We start from the raw sequence: 16,078 nt of genomic DNA, 5'->3' as shown, positions 1-16,078 counted from the left end.
CGCGACACGGGGCCGCTGTGCGCTCACGACACACGCCCGAAGGTCGCCGGGGTGCAGTGGCGGCAGGCGCGCCAGAAGTGCGCGGGCGGCACCAGCTCGCGGGGCCGCTCGCAGTCCGGGCAGACGTCGGCCGGGGCGGTCACCGCGAGGTCGGTCAGCAGCGCGTCGATCGCCGAGGGGGCGGGCTGCGGTGCGGTGGAAACCCTTTCCACCGCAGACCCCCGATCGGGTGCGGTGGAAACTGCCCGCTGACTTTCCACCGCAGCCACCGCAGAGGACGTTTCCGCAGGTGAGAGCTGCGGTGGACTTTCCACCGCATTACCTCCGCACTGGTCAGGGGACTGCGGTGCGGTACCCCCACCCCTAGAGGGGTACCGCGCTACCGCACCCACCGCAGCAGCGTCGTCCTGCCCCTTCGTGGGCTGCTCCCGGCGGCGCTTCACCGCCTCGCGCACGATCGGCTCGGTCACCCTCGTGAGCCCCCGGCCGTCCTCGCTGGCCCACCGCAGCACCTCGCGGTACCCGGTGCTCACCGGCACCCCGGCGTCGTCGAGCGCGTCGACCAGCGCGATGACCGCCGCATCCCTCCCGGCGTCGCTCGGCCGTCCCCGCCGACGCTTCGGCGTGGCGAACTGATCGGGCACGACGACCATCGAGTCAGCAGCCGCGCGGGGAACGATCGTGACCGGCTCGGCCAGCTCGCCAACCTTGCTCTTCGTCTGCCACAGCACGCGCGGGTTCTCGGTGCTGCGGTCCTCGCCGTCGATCCTGACCACGAAGGCGGCGTCGGCGTCGTCCTCGATCGCCGACGCACCGCGAGCGCGCTCACCGGCGTGCCCGGTGTGGTGCAGGACGAGGACGGTCGCCCCGGTGTCGTCGCGCAGCGAGGCGAGCCGACCGAACGCCGCGCCCATCTCGCTGTTGCTGTTCTCGTCGGCCCCGGGCGTCGAGCGGTGCCAGGTGTCGATGACGACCAGCGCCGCACCGGTCTCGCGCACCTTGTCGCGCAGCCACGCGGTGTCCTCGTCGCTGGTCAGCCACGCGGGGCGGGTGAGCACCGAGAACGCACCACGCGGCGGGATCGGCCCGTAGACCTCCTGCCACGCCGCGAGCCGCTTCAGCAGCGTCGTCGCACCCTCGGCAGCCACGTACAGCACGGGGCGAGCGACCGGCGCGGTGTACCCGCCCCACGGTCGACCGGTGGCGACGCAGGCTGACCAGTCGAGCGCGACGAACGTCTTGTACGTCGAGTGCTTGCCCGACAGGAAGGTCACCGTGCCCACGTCGAGCACCCCGGGCAGCAGCGGCTCAGGGGTGGGCAGGTTGACGAGGTCGGCCAGCTCGAAGAACGCGCCGTCGAGCCGCGAGGGTGCAGCGGCGGTGAACTCCGGTGCCCGCTCGATCAGTTCGGACAGCAGCGGACCGCGCCGTGCCGGGTCGGTCGCGGCGAGCACGTCGTCGAGCCCGTCCGTCCCGGTCCCCGGCAGGTCGACCAGCCGGACCGACGTCGCACCGGCAGCGCGCAGCAGGTCGGCGACCCGGCCGACGGCACCGCGCACCCGGTCGTTGGTCCGGTGGTCGGCGTCGAGCACCAGCCACACCCGCTGCCCCTTCGCCCACGTCAGCCGGTCGGCGATGCCCCGGTGGATGCCGTCGCAGCCGTTCATGCCGACGACGGAGAACTCGGCCGGGGCGTGGCTGGCAGCGGCGAGGGACTGCCGCACGCCCTCGACCACGACGGTGCGGTCGCTGTCGACCTCGCGCAGCAGGTTGGGGAAGGTGGTCCGGCCCTTCGGCCACACCACCTTCATGCCGCTCGCCGGGCGCTTGTCGCGGTCGAAGACGGCCAGGTCGAGCGCCTCGGTGCCGTCCCGCCAGGGGAGCACCCACCCCCGCCCGCCGGGGTCGGACCGGATGCCGACGGCGTCGATTACCTCGTCGGTGATCGCGGATGCGTGCAGGTCAGAGCGGTGAAACGCGGTCACCAGTCCGGTAACCTGGGGGTCAGAGCTGCCCGGCTCCTGGCCCGTTCCCGCCGTCGCGGGGGCGGGCCGGTTCATGCCCGCCGCCCGGTGATCGGGCGCAGCATGGCGCGCAGGGTGTGCCGCTGGTCAGCGGTCAGGGTCGGCCAGTCGCGCACGAGCCGCGCCGCGAGCACTTCGGGTGCCTGCGATGCCTGCCCGGCCTTGCGAGCGCGCTCGGTGCGCTGCTCGGGGGTGAGGGTGGACGTTGCCACGGGTGTTCTCCGTCGAGTGCGTTCCTCGACGGCCACCGCCCCGCGAAGGGCTCCCCGTCTGCACCCCCGGTGGGGGTGTCGTTCCTCCGGGTGCGCGTCCCGGCCCGCCGCAGGCTGTGCCCGCTGCGCTGTGCCCTGGGGGTGTCTCGGCTCCCGGCGCTACCGGGCCTCCGTGTCGGGCCTTCAGCGCCCGACCGTGCGTGTCTGCCGCCCACCCTACCTAGCTAGCTCGGACCTAGCAAGGCTCTGACCTGGGCGTTTATGTGTATGGCGGTCACAAGATCGGCCGACAACTACATGTGGTTTCAGCGTGTCTACTTGCTGCGGGTGCCGTTGCCCGACGTCGTGGCGATGCAGACCCGGCAGGCGAACCTGGAGGGCGCGGGGGAGATCCCGCTGCGCCGGCTGGTGAAGGAGGCGCTGCGGATGCGGCCCTCCCGCCTGGTCGTCGGGGAGGTGCGTCAGGAGGAGTGCCTGGACCTGCTGATCGCGCTGAACTCCGGACTCCCGGGGATGTGCACCCTGCACGCCAACAGTGCCCGCGAGGCCGTGGTCAAGATGTGCACCCTGCCGCTGCTGGCCGGGGAGAACATCGGGCACGCCTTCGTCGTCCCGACCGTGGCCTCCAGCGTCGACCTCGTCGTGCACGTCGGCACCGAGCCCAGCGGTGCGCGGCGGCTGCGCGAGGTGGTGGCGCTGTCCGGCCGCACCGAGGGCAGCATCGTCGAGACCGCCGACGTCTTCACCACCCGCGACGGCCGGCTGGTGCGCGCCGACGGCTACCCACCGCACGCCGACCGGTACGCCGCCCACGGCTTCGACCTGGCCGCGCTGCTGGGTGACCCGGCGGATCGGCGGACCGCGTGAGCGTGCCCGGCGGCCTGCTCGGGCTGGCCCTCGGCGTCGGGCTGCTGCTCATCTGGCGCAGCGGCGCACGTGCGCCCGTCCGGCGGGCGGGCACGTCCCGGCCGGGACGGCGCCAGCAGTTGCTGGCCGCTGCGGGGCTCACGGGGATCAACTCCGCCCAGTTGCTCGCTCTCCAGGTCGCCCTCGGGGTCGCCGCGCTCCTGCTGGTGCTGCTGACCACCCAGACGGTGACCATCAGCCTGGCGTTCGGCGTCTTCGGTTCGGCGGTGCCGTACCTGCTGGTGCGCCGGCTGGCCGCCAAGCGCCGGGCGGACCTGCGTGAGGTCTGGCCGGAGGTCGTGGACAACCTGGCGTCGGCGGTGCGGGCCGGGCTGTCGCTGCCCGAGGCGCTGTCGGCGCTCGCCGTCCGGGGCCCGGAGGTGCTGCGGGGCTCCTTCGCCCGGTTCGCCGCCGACCACCGGTCCAGCGGCCGGTTCAGCGACGCGCTCGACCGGTTGAAGGACGACCTGGCCGACCCGGTGGGCGACCGGATCGTGGAGACGCTCCGGGTGGCGCGCGAGGTCGGCGGCAGCGACCTGGGCCGGGTGCTGCGCACGCTGGCTGCGTTCCTCCGCGAGGACGCCCGGGCCCGCGCGGAGCTGGAGACCCGGCAGGGGTGGGTGATCCAGGCTGCCCGGCTGGCCGTCGCCGCGCCCTGGGTGGTGCTGCTCCTGCTCGCCACCCAGCAGCAGACCCTGACCGCCTACGACACCCCGGTCGGGACGGCGCTGCTGCTCATCGGCGGCGGGGTGTGTCTGCTGGCCTACCGGCTGATGCTCAAGATCGGGCGGCTGCCCGAGGACGTGCGGGTGCTCCAGTGAGCCCGCCTCAGCGAGCGAACGGTCCCCGCAGCGACGTGGTGTCGCCGTGAGCGCTGGTCTGGTGGGCATGCTGCTGGGGTTGGTCGCGGCCTCCGGCGTGCTCCTGGCGGTGAGCTTCTCCCCGCCGTTCCGGCAGGTGCGGCTGGTCGACCGGCTCGCGCCCTACGTGCACGACAGCCCGGCGCCGTCCCGGCTGCTGGGCACCGCCACCCAGCCGGGGCTGCTCAGCGCCGCCCGGCGGGTGTTCGGGCCGGTGCTGGCCGACGGCGCCCGGCACGTCGACCGGCTGCTCGGCGGCCGGGTGGCGGTGCGGCGGCGGCTCGATGCGCTGAACGCCGACACGACCGTCGAGGACTTCCGGATCGAGCAGGTCGTGTCGGGCGGGATCGGGCTGCTGGGCGCCGCCGTCCTGGCTGTTGCGGGGTCGGCGCTGGCCGGGGCGGTGAACCTGCTGTCGGTCGTGCTGCTGTGCGTGGCCGGCCTGGTCGGCGGGGTGCTCGGCCGCGACTGGTGGCTGACCCAGCAGGTGCAGCGGCGCGAGGAGCTGCTGCTGGCCGAGTTCCCGGTGGTCGCCGAGCTGCTGGCGCTGGCCGTGACCGCAGGGGAGAGCCCGACCGCGGCGATCGCCCGGGTCACCCGGCTCTCCGGCGGTGAGCTGGCCCGGGAGCTGGGCGCCACGCTGGCCCGGGCCCGCGCCGGGGTGCCGCTGGTCGAGGCGCTGCAGCAGCTGGCCGACCGGACCTCGCTGGACCCGCTGGCCCGCTTCGTCGACGGCCTGATCGTGGCCATCGAACGCGGCACCCCGCTGGCCGAGGTCCTGCGGGCCCAGGCCGCCGACGTCCGGGAGGCCGGCAAGCGCCGGCTGCTGGAGGCAGGTGGGCGCAAGGAGATCGCGATGATGGTCCCGGTCGTGTTCCTGGTGCTGCCCGTCACCGTTCTGTTCGCCCTGTACCCGGGGCTGATCAGCATCGTCTCGCTGGCGCAGTGACGCCGGTGACCCACAGAGAGGACCACGGATGCGTGCCTACGCGTTCCTTCTGACCGCGCTGGCTGCGCTGGCGGCCCGGCTCCGGGAGGACGATCCCGAGCGGGGCGACGTCCCGGGCTGGGTGATGATCACGGTGATGACCGCCGCGCTGGTGCTGGCGATCCTCGTGCCGTTCCGCGCGGCGATCGTGGAGGCGGTGTCGAACGCGCTGGAGTCCGTGACGAGTGCGCCCTGAGCGGCTGACGGACGACGGTGAGCGGGGGAGCGCGGTCGTCGACTTCGTGCTCGTCGGCGTGCTGATCGTGGCGCTGCTGCTGGCGGTGTTGCAGGTGGCGGTCTACGTGCACCTGCGCAACGTGGTGGTGGCCAGTGCCCAGCAGGGCGCCCGGTACGCGGCCAACGCGGGCGTGCCCACGGAGGCCGGGGCGGCCCGGACGTTGGAGATCGTCGGGCAGGCAACCTCGGCGGGGACGGCGGCAGGGTTGGCGTGCGAGTCGGTGCAGGAGGTCGACGAGAGCGGGTTGACATTGGTCGTCGTCCGGTGCGCCGGTGCGGTGCCGAGCTTGTTCGCACCCCTGGGTGACCTGTTGCCGCTGTCGGCGACCGGACGCTCGGTGGCGGAGACGCCGTGAGGTGGATCCGTGCGCGGCTGGGCGGCCCCGAGCGGGGGTCGGCGATCGTGGAGTTTGTGTTCATCGCGCTGGTGGTGTTCCTGCCGCTGGTCTACATCGTGGCCGGGTTCTCCGCCGTCCAGCGCGGGGTGTTCGCGGCCAACGCTGGGGCCCGGGAGGCCGGGCGGGCGATCGCCATGGCACCGGACGTGGCGACCGGGCAGGCCAGGGCGGAGGCGGCGGTGGCGATCGCGGTGGCCGACCAGTCTGTGGAGGCGACCGACGTCGTCCTGGCGTATGCGCCGGCCGGCTCGGGCTGCGGGGCGGCGGGCAGCTATGCGCCGTCGCTGGTGCCGGGGGAGGAGTTCTCGGTGTGCGTGACGGTGACGGTGCGGATCCCGCTGCTGCCGGAGTTCATCGACGCCAACACCGCCACCGGCCAGTTCCTCGTCGAACGCGACCGCTACGTCGACGGCTGACCTCGCGAGGAGAGCGCGATGACGGTCGCCGGTGTCAGGTGCTGACCGTGTGGATCGTCCTCACTGCTCCTCGATGCACGAGGGTCACGTGCGCCGCATAGACCGCGACCATCGCGACAGCGAGAGCGGCCACACCGGCCCATCGCCACGGGGTCAAGCCCTCGGCATGGGCGGCGACGTCGGAGATGCCGATGGCCAGGACCTCGAATGCCAGGAAGGCGACTCCGGCTGCGAAGAGGACCGAGGCCAAGCGCCCCGGCTCGTAGGCGAGGGCGATCGCGCCCGGCAGCAGGACCACGACGTAGAAGACCGTGATCCCAACGGTCCCCACCCAGCTGAACTCCGTAGCTCCGTCGGTCACCAGGGCAATCGCGCGCATGAGCAACCGTGTGAGCGCCGCACTGGCGATGCCCCAGACGGCAGCCACAGCGGTGCCCCTGGCAGTTGCACGCCCCAGCCGATGGATGTCCATGGCCGTCCTCAACTCGCCTGGACAGTCCCTCCATGCTGCTCTCGATGGCTGGAGAAGACCAGAGGACGACGGCTGAGCGGAGAGCCGTCCGAACTAGGCCGGCTCAGCCGGTGGCGGTGGTGGACGGCGGGGCGCTGCCGCCCTGCGGTGCCTCGCCGGTCATCAGCTGGACGATCTGCTCGCGGTCGGCGGCCGAGGGAAGTCCCCAGGTCGGCTCGTACTCGTAGACTTCCCGGAGCGGACGAGAGGCGGTGCGGCCGGTGAGGATCTCCACGGATGAGGTGTCGATGAGGCCGGGGTGCTCCACGCCGCAGGCCTCGGCGACCCTGATCAGGTCGCGCCGGAGCGTCTGGATGTAGGTGGCCGCCCGGACCGACTTCAGGGCCGGGTCCAGGCCGTGGGCGAGCCAGGCGTTCTGGGTGGCGACGCCGGTGGGGCACGTGTCGGTGTGGCACTTCTGCGCCTGGATGCAGCCGATCGCCAGCATCGCCTCGCGGGCGACGTTGACCAGGTCGCAGCCGAGGGCGAAGGCGATGACCGCGTTGTCGGGCAGGCCGAGCTTGCCGCCGCCGATGAAGGTGACCTGCTCGTGCAGCCCGGCCCGAGCGAAGGTGGAGTAGACCCGGGCGAAGCCCAGCTGGAAGGGCAGCGAGACGGAGTCGGTGAAGATCAGCGGCGCCGCGCCGGTGCCACCCTCGCCGCCGTCGATGGTCACGAAGTCCACGCCGCGGCCGGTGGTCGCCATGAGCTCGGTGAGCTCGTGCCAGAAGCTCATGTCGCCCACCGCGGACTTGATGCCGACCGGGAGCCCGGTCTCGGCGGCGAGCAGCTCGACCCAGTCCAACAGGCTGTCGGTGTCGGTGAACTCAGCGTGCCGGGACGGGCTGATGCAGTCCACGCCCTCCGGGACGCCACGGGTGGCGGCGATCTCGGCGGACACCTTGGCCGCGGGCAGCACTCCACCGAGGCCGGGCTTGGCGCCCTGGCTCAGCTTGATCTCCAGAGCGCGGACGGGGGCGGCGGCGACCAGGTCCTTGAGCCGGGCCAGGTCGAAGCGGCCCTGCTCGTCGCGGCAGCCGAAGTACGCCGTCCCGAGCTGGAACACCAGCTCACCGCCGTGCCGGTGGTGTGGGGAGATGCCGCCTTCGCCGCTGTTGTGCAGGCAGCCGGCCAGCGCGGCACCGCGGTTGAGTGCCTCGACCGCCTGGCCGGACAGCGAGCCGAAGCTCATCGCGGAGATGTTCACGACCGACTGCGGCCGGAACGCGTGCGTACGGCCGCGGGCGGCGCCGAGCACCTTGGCGCTGGGCAGCGGGGACGCGTACCCGGCCTGCACCGTGGTGGTCGGGACGGCGTGGCCGAACGTGCGGTGGTTGATCACCGGGTGGCCGGCGGTGAACTCCAGGTCGATGTCGGTGCCGAAGCCGAAGTAGTTGTTCTCCTTCTTCGCCGAGGCGTACACCCAGCGCCGCTGGTCGCGGGTGAACGGCCGCTCGTCGTTGTTCGCGGCCACCAGGTACTGGCGCAGCTCCGGGCCGATGGACTCCAGCAGGTAGCGGGCGCGGCCGAGCACGGGGAAGTTGCGCAGCAGGGTGTGCTCACGCTGGAGGAGGTCGCGGGCCGCGACCCCGGCGAGGGCGGACAGTCCGGCGGCCGCAGCGCGGGTGGCCCAGGTCATGTCCCACTATGACCCGCCTGCGGCCGGTTCGGGACCGGTTCACCGCCTGACCCTGCGACGGCGAGCCAGTCGGACACGCGCGAGGGGGCGGCCCCGGTGAACCGGGACCGCCCCCTGCGGGATGGTGCTGCCTCAGTAGGTGACGGAGGTCAGGTAGTCCAGGCCCACCTCTGCGGCCTCGAAGGGGTCGAACGTCGGGTCGCCGAAGCGCGGGTCGTGCTCGACGACGTAGTAGCGGATGCGGTGGGCGGCATCGAAGATCGCCGGGAAGTCGAGGGACCCGCGGCCCACGATCTCGATCCGGTTGTCCAGCTCCGGGTTGAGGTCCTTGACGTGGAGCAACTGGATCCGCTTGCCGTACTCCTCGACGACGTCGACCGGGTCGAGGCCGGCGAAGGCGACCCAGTACAGGTCGAGCTGGGAGACGACGTTCTTCTTCTGGGTGTGCTGCATCAGGATGTCGAAGGCGGTGCGGTCGCCGAAGACGGTGGTGAACTCGAAGTCGTGGTTGTGGATGAACAGCGTCTGGCCGGCCTTGCGCGCCTGCTCACCGACGGCGTCGAGGTACTCGGCGTAGGTGATCCAGTCGGCCTCGGTGGTGAGCTCGCCGATCCACGGGGCGCCCGCGGTGCTGCCGGAGCCGAAGTACTTGATGCCGAGGGTGCGGTTGTCCGCGATGATCTGCTCGATGTCCGCGGGGTTGGCGGGGGAGCCCACGTCGACGTGCCGGGCTGATGCCGTGAGGCCGTACTCGTCCAGCAGGGCCGCGTACTCCTCGGCGGTCCAGCCGCTCAGCGTGTACGGCTCGACGTTCCGGTAGCCCATCTCGGCCAGCCGGCGCAGGACCTCCTCGTGGCGCACCTGCTCGTCGGTACCACTGCTGAGGTAGTCGGCGAACGTGTAGAGCTGGATCGAGATCTTGCTGAGCGGCACGCCACGCTCGGCGCACTCCGCGGCCGCTGCCCCCTTCGTCGGTGGGGCGGCGCTTGCCGTGCCGGCGACGCCGACGAACAGCAACGCGGACAGGACGGCGACGAGCACGGCCCGCAGGCCGATCGGCAACTTCACGGTTTCCCCCTTGGCTGGTCACGTGGGCACACGACACCGCCGCTGCGAGCTCGCCCGCTGGCTGGGGTGGAGCACCGGACACGGCTATGGCGTGCGTCACAACGTAGGGCCACTTGTGTCAGATGCAAAGCAGAAGTCGCACACCGCCGAACGGAACCGGTCGACGGCTGCCCGCCCGCCGGCGGTCGTCCACTCGTCCTCTGTCTGACGTCGGCCAATCGACGACACGGCGTCGAAATCGGTGGCGGAGGCACCGACGCCGCACGTACGTTGCGGCGCGGACGTCCCCGACCGAGGAGCAGCGACATGGGTGGCAGCGGCGACATCTCCGGGTGAACCCCGGGATGTGCCCGGCAGGCGAGCAGCCGCCGGGCCTCCGTCCTCGTCCACCGCCGGGCTGCCACAGGCGCCCGCGTCCCCCGCAGAGGTCCCGCCGTGCCCGACGCCTCCGTCGTCTGCTCCGCCCTGTCCTTCGCCTAGCCCGACGGCACCCCCGTCTTCACCGATCTCTCCTGCACCGTCGGCGCTGGCCGCACCGGCCTCATCGCGCCCAACGGCGCGGGCAAGAGCACCCTGCTCAAGCTGATCGCCGGCGAGCTCCGGCCCGCCGCAGGCACGGTCACCGTCGACGGCGTCCTCGGGTACCTGCCCCAGTCGCTGCCGCTGGCCGGCGACCTGACCGTCGCCGAGGTGCTGGGCGTCGCGCCCGTGCTCGCCGCCCTGGCCGCCATCGAGTCCGGTGACGCCGCCGACGAGCACTTCGCCACCATCGGCACCGACTGGGACGTCGAGGAGCGCACCCACGCCCAGCTCGACCGGCTGGGCCTCGGCGACGTCCCCCTGGACCGCCGGCTCGACACCCTCAGCGGCGGGCAGGTCGTCACCCTCGGCCTGGCCGCGCAGCTGCTCGCGCGCCCCGACGTCCTGCTGCTCGACGAGCCGACCAACAACCTGGACGGCGACGCCCGGCGCACCCTGTACGCCGCGCTCGAGGACTTCCCGGGCTGCCTGCTCGTGGTCAGCCACGACCGGGCGCTGCTCGACCGGATGGACCGCATCGCCGAGCTCGACCGCGGCGAGCTGCGCACCTACGGCGGCGGCTTTACCGACTGGGAGACCGCCGTCCGGGCCGAACAGGAGGCGGTGCAGCGGGACGTGCGCACGGCCGAGCAGCAGCTCAGGCGGGAGAAGCGGGAGCGGCAGCAGGCCCGAGAGCGGGCGCAGCGGAAGTCCGGCAACGCCGCCCGCACCGTCAAGGACGCCGGGCTGCCGAAGATCCTCATCGGGAAGATGAAGCGGACCGCGCAGGAGACGGCGGGCAGGGCCGATGACGTGCACGCCGCCCGGCTCGACGGCGCCCGGACCCGGCTGGCGGAGGCCGAACGTGCGCTGCGGGAGGACCAGGCGATCGTGGTCGAGCTGCCCGGCACTGCGGTGCCCGCCGGGCGGACCGTGTTCGCCGGCGAGGGGCTGCAGCTGCGGCTGGGGGAGCGGGCGCTGTTCACCGAGGGCGGCGTCGACCTCACCATCCGCGGCCCGGAGCGGATCGCGCTGACCGGCGGGAACGGGGTTGGGAAGTCGTCACTGCTCCGGCTGATGACCGGCGACCTCACACCCGACGCCGGGGAGGTCCGGCGGGCCGACGGCCGGGTCGCCCACCTCTCTCAGCGGCTGGACCTGCTCGACCCCGACCGCACCGTGGCCGAGGCGCTGGCGGACGCGGCACCCGCGATGCCGGTGGCGGAGCGGATGAACCTGCTGGCCCGGTACCTGTTCCGCGGCAGCCGGGCGCACCTGCCTGTTCGGGCGCTCTCGGGTGGTGAACGACTGCGGGCGACGCTGGCCTGCGTGCTGCACGCCGAACCGGCGCCCCAGCTGCTGCTGCTCGACGAGCCGACCAACAACCTCGACCTGGTCAGCGTCGCCCAGCTGGTGAGTGCGCTGGCGGCCTACCGAGGCGCGTTCGTGGTGGTCAGCCACGACGACCGGTTCCTCGCCGACCTGGACATCACCCGGAGGCTGAACCTGACGTCAGGCCGCCTCGACGAGGACGCCGTTGGTCACGGAGCGCCGCCTCAGGGCGATCGAGGCAGCGCTCAGTGACCAACGGGGGAGCGCAACGACGTCAGCCGGCGATGCGGGTGCACTCCGGGCAGCGGTCGGTGCCGGAGAACGTCGTCCAGTCCTGATCGGCGACGGCGGACACCAGCACGCCACAGACCGACTGGTCGAGACCGTCGACGACCGGGCGCGCGACGGCATGGGTGACCTGGTCGCTGCTGCGCGGGTCGTGCGCCGTGGACGCCACGTGGGTGGCGGTGAGGTCGGTCCCGATCGTGGAGAGGCTCGCCGTCATGCGCAGCAGCCTGCCGCAGGAACATGACGATCAGACTGCGATGGGGCGTTGATCGTGCGATGGCTCGTCACACCGGCGACCGACCCCGGACCCGAGGTAGCGCCTGCTGTACCGCAAGAGGCCAGGTCAGGGGATCGGAGAGCGGGCTCCGCACGACCAGCATCGGTGGGGACACCAGACCGACCGAGGAGCCCCCGTGCCCGATCCGTACCGCCTGGACCCCGCGCCCACCGCCCAGCCCGTCGACCGCCGTCCCGCACCGGCGCCGGCCCGCCCGCTGCGCACGCTCCTCTGGATCGTGCTGGTGGTCAGCATCGCCGGGAACAGCGTCACCTCGTTCAGCGCCGTCCCGCTCGCGGTGAGCATCGGCTTCGGCCTGCTGACCGCCGTCAGCGGCATCACGCTGATCAGCCTGTACGTGCGGCAGCGATGAGCACCGCCCTCGCACCGGCGACCACCGCCGCCGTCGCGCTCAGACAGGTCACCAAGACCCACCCCCACGGCGTCCGGGCCCTGGACGACGTCACGGTCGAGGTGCCCCGCGGCAGCTTCCTCGCCGTCATGGGGCCCTCCGGCTCGGGCAAGAGCACCCTGCTGCAGGTCGCCGCCGGGCTGGACACCCCGACCAGCGGGGAGGTCCTCCTCGACGGCACCGCGATCGGCGGGCTCGACGAGACCCGCCGCACCGAGCTGCGCCGCGACCGGATCGGCTTCGTCTTCCAGGCCTACAACCTGCTGCCGGCGCTCACCGTGGCCGAGAACATCACCCTCCCGCTGCGGCTGGCCGGGAAGTCGCTGGACCGGGCGTGGGTGCAGTACCTGGTCGACCGGGTCGGCCTGGGCGACCGGCTGGACCACCGGCCGGCCGAGCTCTCCGGCGGCCAGCAGCAGCGCGCCGCGATCGCCCGCGCCCTGGTCGCCCGGCCCGCCGTCGTCTTCGCCGACGAGCCCACCGGCGCCCTGGACCTGCACAGCGCCGCCGAGGTGCTCGACCTGCTCCGCGACCTGGTCGACGACCTCGGGCAGACCGTCGTGCTAGTCACCCACGACCCGGCGGCCGCCGCCCGCGCCCACCGTGCGCTGGTGATGGCCGACGGCCGGGTCGTCGACACCCTCGACCACCCGGCCGCCGCCGACCTGGCCGGGCGCCTCGTCGCGCTTCGCGAGGGCTGAGCGGTGTTCGCGCTCGCCCTGCGGCTGGCCCGCACCCGGCTCACCGCGTCCCTCGCCGTCCTGGTCGCGGTGCTCGGCGGGGCGGCCATCGTCACCGGCACCGGCGTGCTGGCCGAGTCCGGGCTGCGCTCGCACCTGCCCGTCGACCGGCTGGCCGGCGCCGAGGTGGTCGTCTCCGCAGACCAGACGGTGCAGCCCAGCGCCGACCTCGCCGTCGCCCTGCCCGAGCGGGGGAGCGTGCCCGCCGCGCTGGCCGACGAGCTGGCGCAGCTGCCCGGGGTGCAGTCCGTCGTCCCCGACGTCAGCTTCCCGGCCGCCGTCCTCGACCCCGCGGGGGACGTCGTCGCGACCACCGACCCGGTGACCGCCGGGCACGGCTGGTCGTCGGTCGGCCTGCTCGACGACCCAGCGGTCACCGGCACCCCGCCGACCGGCCCGCGGGAGGTCGCCGTCGACACCGAGATGGCCGCCGCGGCCGGCGTGGCCCCCGGTGACCCGGTGCGGGTGGTGCTGGCCGGCCGCACGTCCGACGCCCGGGTCACCGCCGTCGTCCCGGCCGGCGCGGGCGTCCTGGTCGCCGACGACCGGGCGGCGCAGCTGGCCGGGCAGGCCGGCACGGTCGACCTGATCGGCCTCCAGGTGGACGGGGACGCCGAGGCGGTCGCCGACGCCGTCGGTCCGCTGCTCCCTGCCGGCACCATCGTCAGCACCGGCGACGCCCGCGGCGACGTCGCCCTCCCCGAGGCGGCCGCGGCCCGGTCGCTGCTGGTGGTGCTGGCCGGCTCCCTGATGGGCGTGCCGCTGCTGATCGTCGGGTTCGTCGTCGCCGGGGCGCTGGCCGTGTCGATCGGTGGCCAGCGCCGGGAGCTGGCGCTGCTGCGCGCCGTCGGCACCACCCCGCGGCAGCTGCGCCGGCTCGTGGCCGGGCAGGCCACCGTGGTCGCGGCGGTCGCCCTCGTCCCGGGCATCGCCGTCGGCTACCTGCTGGCCGGGCAGTTCCGCCGGCTGCTGGTGCACGTCGGGGTGCTCCCCGACGCGCTGCCGCTGACCGTCGGCCCGCTCCCGGCGCTGGCCGCCGCCGCACTGCTGCTCGGTGTCGTCCAGGTCGCCGCCCGCGGCGCCGCCTGGCGCACCAGCCGGGAGCCGGTGACCCAGCTGCTCGCGGACTCCCGGACCGGCCCGCGCACCCCCTCGCCCGGCCGGCACCGCGCCGGGCTGCTGCTCATCGCCGCCGCCGTGCCGCTCTCGGTGCCGCCGCTGCTGGTGCAGTCGCCGATCGGGGCGGCGTCCACCTCGCTGGCCGGCATCGTCGCCGCCATCGGCCTGGCGCTGGCCGGACCGCTCCTGCTCCGCCGGGTCACCGGCGGCCTCGCCCGCCGGCTGCCGGCCGGCACCTCGGCCCCCGCCTGGCTGGCGGTGGCCAACCTGCACGGCTACGCCCTGCGCTCGGCCGGGGCGGTCACCACGCTGGCGATGGCCGTCGTCGTCGCGCTCACCTACACGTTCGCCCAGACCACCGTGATCGACGCGACGGCGGAGCAGACCCGGGCGGGCACCGTCGCCGACGCGACGATCACCGCCCCCGGCCTGGGTGGCATCCCCGCCGGGCTGGTCGACGACGTCCAGGCCGTCCCCGGGGTGGAGGCGGTCGCACCGGTGAGCTCGACGACCGTGCTCTGGCCGATGCGCCTGCTGGGCGAGGAGGAGCTGTCCGCCGGGCCCGCGCTGGTGCTGCCCCCGGCCGGGGCGGGCGTGCTCGACCTCGACGTGCGGGACGGCGACCTGGCCGACCTGACCGGCGCCACCGTGGCCGTCGGCAGCGGCGCCGCCGGCGCCCGGGACGTCGGCGTGGGCGACCAGGTGCAGCTCACACTCGGGGACGGCGCAGCGGTCGAGGCCCGGGTGGTCGCCGTTTACGGCCGCGAACTGGGCTTCGGTTCCGTCGTCCTCTCCGCCGACCTGGCGGCGGGTCACACCACCGGCGGCCTGGCCGACAGCCTGCTGGTGCGCACCGACGGCGACCCGGCGACCGACCGGGCGCTCGCCGGGCTGACCGACCGGCCCGGCGTGACGGTGTCCGGCGGCGGGGTCGCCGGCGACCGCCCCGCTGCGCCACCGGAGGTCTGGATCAACCTCGCGGTCATCGGCGTGCTGCTGGGCTACCTGCTGCTGGGCATCGCCAACGCGCTGGTCGCGGCCACCGCCCAGCGGCGCGGGGAGATCGCCACCCTGCGGCTGACCGGCACCACGCCCCGCCAGGTGCGCACCATGATGCGACGCGAGGCGGCGCTGGTCTCCGGTGCGGCGGTCGCGGCCGGGGTGCTGGTCTCCGCGGTGCCGCTGGCGCTGCTGGGCCTGGGCTTCCTGGACCGTCCCTGGCCGTCGGGGCCCGGCTGGCTGCTGCCGGCCACGGCGCTCGTGGTCATCGGCATCGCGTTCCTGGCCATCGAGCTGCCGACCCGGTCCGCCCTGCGGTCACCGCCGGCCGACGCGCTCGCCAGCCAGGGGTGAAGGGGGGACCGGAGGCCGGGCACCCGAGGCCGGAGGTCCCTCGTCGAGGGACCTCTGGCCTCAGGGTGATCACTGCAGCGTGTCGCGGTTCTGGGCGTGTTCGCTGACCTGCGGCATCTCCTCGCCCGCCGAGCCGACCCGCACCGGTTCCCCGGCCGTCGTGCGCGCCCAGCAGAGCCGGCACAGGTGGGTGGGCTCCTCCGGCAGCAGTGGGTGCGCGCCCAGCGGCTGCACCTGGACCCAGCCGACGGCGGCGGCGGAGTCGGACACCTCGGCGCACCGGTCGCAGCGGTACCGAACGGTCATGCGGATCGACCTCCTGGCCCGAGGGACGGCGGTGGCCCTCAGGACACCAGCGTCCCCCTCCGCCGCCGAGATCGCACACCGGATCCGGTCGGCGCCGCAGGGTGATCACCCGGTCGGTCAGCCGCCGCGGTTGGCCTCGGCCTGGACGACGCCGAGCAGGGCGGTCTGCAGCGTCTGGTCGTCGTGTTCGCCGCGGTCGAGGGCGTCCTGGGCCGGCGCGGGGAGCTGGTGCACGTCGACGTCGTCCAGCCAGGTCGTGTCCCCGCCCACCTGGCGGCCCAGCTTGAGGGTGTCGCCCTCCCGCCGCACCAGGTACTCCTCGCCACCGAGCTCGATCGTCGTTGATTCGCTCATGGCGTCGCCCTACCCGGGGCCTCGGCAGGTCTACACCCCCGCCGACACGCACACCGGCGGTGATCGGGTGGCCGGGACACGCCGTCGGGGAGCTGCCGGTGTTCACTCTTCAGGGGCCG

Annotated in this window: 18 protein-coding genes and 1 pseudogene; 11 read left to right on the top strand and 8 right to left on the bottom strand. The window is 73.9% G+C overall.

Annotation, left to right across the window (positions count from 1 at the left end):
- Positions 1-23: 23 nt before the first annotated feature.
- Both O2W20_RS16660 and O2W20_RS16655 read right to left on the bottom strand, forming a co-directional pair.
- Positions 24-1,985: an AAA family ATPase gene (locus O2W20_RS16660; RefSeq protein WP_269171065.1), complete on the bottom strand. Its 1,962-nt coding sequence runs from the start codon at positions 1,983-1,985 to the stop codon at positions 24-26.
- A 71-nt stretch (positions 1,986-2,056) separates the two neighbouring features.
- The gene (locus O2W20_RS16655) at positions 2,057-2,236 is read right to left on the bottom strand and encodes a hypothetical protein (protein WP_269171066.1); all 180 of its coding nucleotides are present in this window, start codon (positions 2,234-2,236) and stop codon (positions 2,057-2,059) included.
- Between the two features lie 297 nt (positions 2,237-2,533).
- Here O2W20_RS16655 and O2W20_RS16650 point away from each other — a divergent pair, with 297 nt between their 5' ends.
- The 6 genes from O2W20_RS16650 to O2W20_RS16625 are packed head-to-tail and all read left to right on the top strand — an operon-like array spanning position 2,534 to position 6,041.
- Positions 2,534-3,103 (top strand): ATPase, T2SS/T4P/T4SS family, encoded by a 570-nt coding sequence (locus O2W20_RS16650; protein WP_269171067.1) that lies wholly within the window; start codon positions 2,534-2,536, stop codon positions 3,101-3,103.
- Positions 3,100-3,963 carry a type II secretion system F family protein gene (locus tag O2W20_RS16645; RefSeq protein WP_269171068.1) on the top strand — a complete coding sequence of 288 codons (864 nt, stop codon included), beginning with the start codon at positions 3,100-3,102 and terminating at the stop codon, positions 3,961-3,963. Before O2W20_RS16650 ends, O2W20_RS16645 begins: the two co-directional genes overlap by 4 nt.
- 46 nt (positions 3,964-4,009) lie before the next feature.
- Positions 4,010-4,951, top strand: coding sequence for a type II secretion system F family protein (locus tag O2W20_RS16640; RefSeq protein WP_269171069.1), 942 nt, complete (start codon positions 4,010-4,012; stop codon positions 4,949-4,951).
- 28 nt (positions 4,952-4,979) lie between these two features.
- A complete protein-coding gene (locus O2W20_RS16635) occupies positions 4,980-5,186 on the top strand; it encodes a hypothetical protein (protein WP_269160612.1) in 207 nt (68 codons plus the stop codon).
- On the top strand, positions 5,176-5,583 hold the full coding sequence (locus O2W20_RS16630) for a TadE/TadG family type IV pilus assembly protein (protein ID WP_269171070.1): 408 nt from the start codon (positions 5,176-5,178) through the stop codon (positions 5,581-5,583). Before O2W20_RS16635 ends, O2W20_RS16630 begins: the two co-directional genes overlap by 11 nt.
- Positions 5,580-6,041: a hypothetical protein gene (locus O2W20_RS16625; protein ID WP_269171071.1), complete on the top strand. Its 462-nt coding sequence runs from the start codon at positions 5,580-5,582 to the stop codon at positions 6,039-6,041. The genes O2W20_RS16630 and O2W20_RS16625 overlap by 4 nt, the downstream gene beginning before the upstream one ends.
- Before the next feature lie 34 nt (positions 6,042-6,075).
- On the opposite strand, the gene O2W20_RS16620 is transcribed toward O2W20_RS16625, so the two are convergent.
- The 3 genes from O2W20_RS16620 to O2W20_RS16610 all read right to left on the bottom strand — a co-directional run bounded on the left by O2W20_RS16620 (position 6,076) and on the right by O2W20_RS16610 (position 9,259).
- Positions 6,076-6,513, bottom strand: a complete 438-nt coding sequence (locus O2W20_RS16620) for a hypothetical protein (protein WP_269171072.1) — start codon at positions 6,511-6,513, stop codon at positions 6,076-6,078.
- Positions 6,514-6,616: 103 nt separating this feature from the next.
- The gene (locus tag O2W20_RS16615; protein WP_269171073.1) at positions 6,617-8,191 is read right to left on the bottom strand and encodes an FMN-binding glutamate synthase family protein; all 1,575 of its coding nucleotides are present in this window, start codon (positions 8,189-8,191) and stop codon (positions 6,617-6,619) included.
- A gap of 132 nt (positions 8,192-8,323) precedes the next feature.
- Positions 8,324-9,259, bottom strand: a complete 936-nt coding sequence (locus tag O2W20_RS16610) for a sugar phosphate isomerase/epimerase family protein (RefSeq protein ID WP_269171074.1) — start codon at positions 9,257-9,259, stop codon at positions 8,324-8,326.
- 516 nt (positions 9,260-9,775) lie between these two features.
- Between O2W20_RS16610 and O2W20_RS16605 the strand changes: the two are divergent.
- Together O2W20_RS16605 and O2W20_RS16600 are read left to right on the top strand one after the other, a co-directional pair.
- Positions 9,776-10,195, top strand: a pseudogene (locus O2W20_RS16605) (ATP-binding cassette domain-containing protein); the annotation flags it as partial.
- Between the two features lie 111 nt (positions 10,196-10,306).
- Positions 10,307-11,362, top strand: coding sequence for an ATP-binding cassette domain-containing protein (locus tag O2W20_RS16600; RefSeq protein ID WP_331254121.1), 1,056 nt, complete (start codon positions 10,307-10,309; stop codon positions 11,360-11,362).
- A gap of 22 nt (positions 11,363-11,384) precedes the next feature.
- On the opposite strand, the gene O2W20_RS16595 is transcribed toward O2W20_RS16600, so the two are convergent.
- Positions 11,385-11,615 carry a hypothetical protein gene (locus O2W20_RS16595; protein ID WP_269171075.1) on the bottom strand — a complete coding sequence of 77 codons (231 nt, stop codon included), beginning with the start codon at positions 11,613-11,615 and terminating at the stop codon, positions 11,385-11,387.
- Between the two features lie 196 nt (positions 11,616-11,811).
- On the opposite strand from O2W20_RS16595, the gene O2W20_RS16590 reads away from it, so the two are divergent.
- The 3 genes from O2W20_RS16590 to O2W20_RS16580 are packed head-to-tail and all read left to right on the top strand — an operon-like array spanning position 11,812 to position 15,299.
- Positions 11,812-12,048, top strand: coding sequence for a hypothetical protein (locus O2W20_RS16590; RefSeq protein WP_269171076.1), 237 nt, complete (start codon positions 11,812-11,814; stop codon positions 12,046-12,048).
- The gene (locus tag O2W20_RS16585) at positions 12,045-12,788 is read left to right on the top strand and encodes an ABC transporter ATP-binding protein (RefSeq protein ID WP_269171077.1); all 744 of its coding nucleotides are present in this window, start codon (positions 12,045-12,047) and stop codon (positions 12,786-12,788) included. The genes O2W20_RS16590 and O2W20_RS16585 overlap by 4 nt, the downstream gene beginning before the upstream one ends.
- A 3-nt stretch (positions 12,789-12,791) precedes the next feature.
- Positions 12,792-15,299 carry an FtsX-like permease family protein gene (locus O2W20_RS16580; RefSeq protein ID WP_269171078.1) on the top strand — a complete coding sequence of 836 codons (2,508 nt, stop codon included), beginning with the start codon at positions 12,792-12,794 and terminating at the stop codon, positions 15,297-15,299.
- Positions 15,300-15,368: 69 nt separating this feature from the next.
- Here the strand turns inward: O2W20_RS16580 and O2W20_RS16575 are convergent, their stop codons facing one another.
- Together O2W20_RS16575 and O2W20_RS16570 are read right to left on the bottom strand one after the other, a co-directional pair.
- Positions 15,369-15,605, bottom strand: a complete 237-nt coding sequence (locus O2W20_RS16575; protein ID WP_269171079.1) for a hypothetical protein — start codon at positions 15,603-15,605, stop codon at positions 15,369-15,371.
- 117 nt (positions 15,606-15,722) lie between these two features.
- On the bottom strand, positions 15,723-15,959 hold the full coding sequence (locus tag O2W20_RS16570; protein ID WP_269171080.1) for a hypothetical protein: 237 nt from the start codon (positions 15,957-15,959) through the stop codon (positions 15,723-15,725).
- Positions 15,960-16,078 lie beyond the last annotated feature (119 nt).

This window comes from Modestobacter sp. VKM Ac-2982, assembly GCF_026967935.1.
Classification (GTDB): domain Bacteria; phylum Actinomycetota; class Actinomycetes; order Mycobacteriales; family Geodermatophilaceae; genus Modestobacter.
The sequence above is the reverse complement of the archived record's forward strand: the minus strand, read 5'-3'. Positions and strand labels throughout refer to the sequence as shown.

Bases quoted from the DNA above. Each gene is read 5' to 3' on its own strand.
- O2W20_RS16650 (WP_269171067.1), top strand. From the start codon at position 2,534: ATGTGGTTTCAGCGTGTCTACTTGCTGCGGGTGCCGTTGCCCGACGTC.
- O2W20_RS16635 (WP_269160612.1), top strand. From the start codon at position 4,980: ATGCGTGCCTACGCGTTCCTTCTGACCGCGCTGGCTGCGCTGGCGGCC.
- O2W20_RS16620 (WP_269171072.1), bottom strand. From the start codon at position 6,513: ATGGACATCCATCGGCTGGGGCGTGCAACTGCCAGGGGCACCGCTGTG.
- O2W20_RS16615 (WP_269171073.1), bottom strand. From the start codon at position 8,191: ATGACCTGGGCCACCCGCGCTGCGGCCGCCGGACTGTCCGCCCTCGCC.
- O2W20_RS16600 (WP_331254121.1), top strand. From the start codon at position 10,307: ATGGACCGCATCGCCGAGCTCGACCGCGGCGAGCTGCGCACCTACGGC.
- O2W20_RS16595 (WP_269171075.1), bottom strand. From the start codon at position 11,615: ATGACGGCGAGCCTCTCCACGATCGGGACCGACCTCACCGCCACCCAC.
- O2W20_RS16585 (WP_269171077.1), top strand. From the start codon at position 12,045: ATGAGCACCGCCCTCGCACCGGCGACCACCGCCGCCGTCGCGCTCAGA.
- O2W20_RS16575 (WP_269171079.1), bottom strand. From the start codon at position 15,605: ATGACCGTTCGGTACCGCTGCGACCGGTGCGCCGAGGTGTCCGACTCC.
- O2W20_RS16570 (WP_269171080.1), bottom strand. From the start codon at position 15,959: ATGAGCGAATCAACGACGATCGAGCTCGGTGGCGAGGAGTACCTGGTG.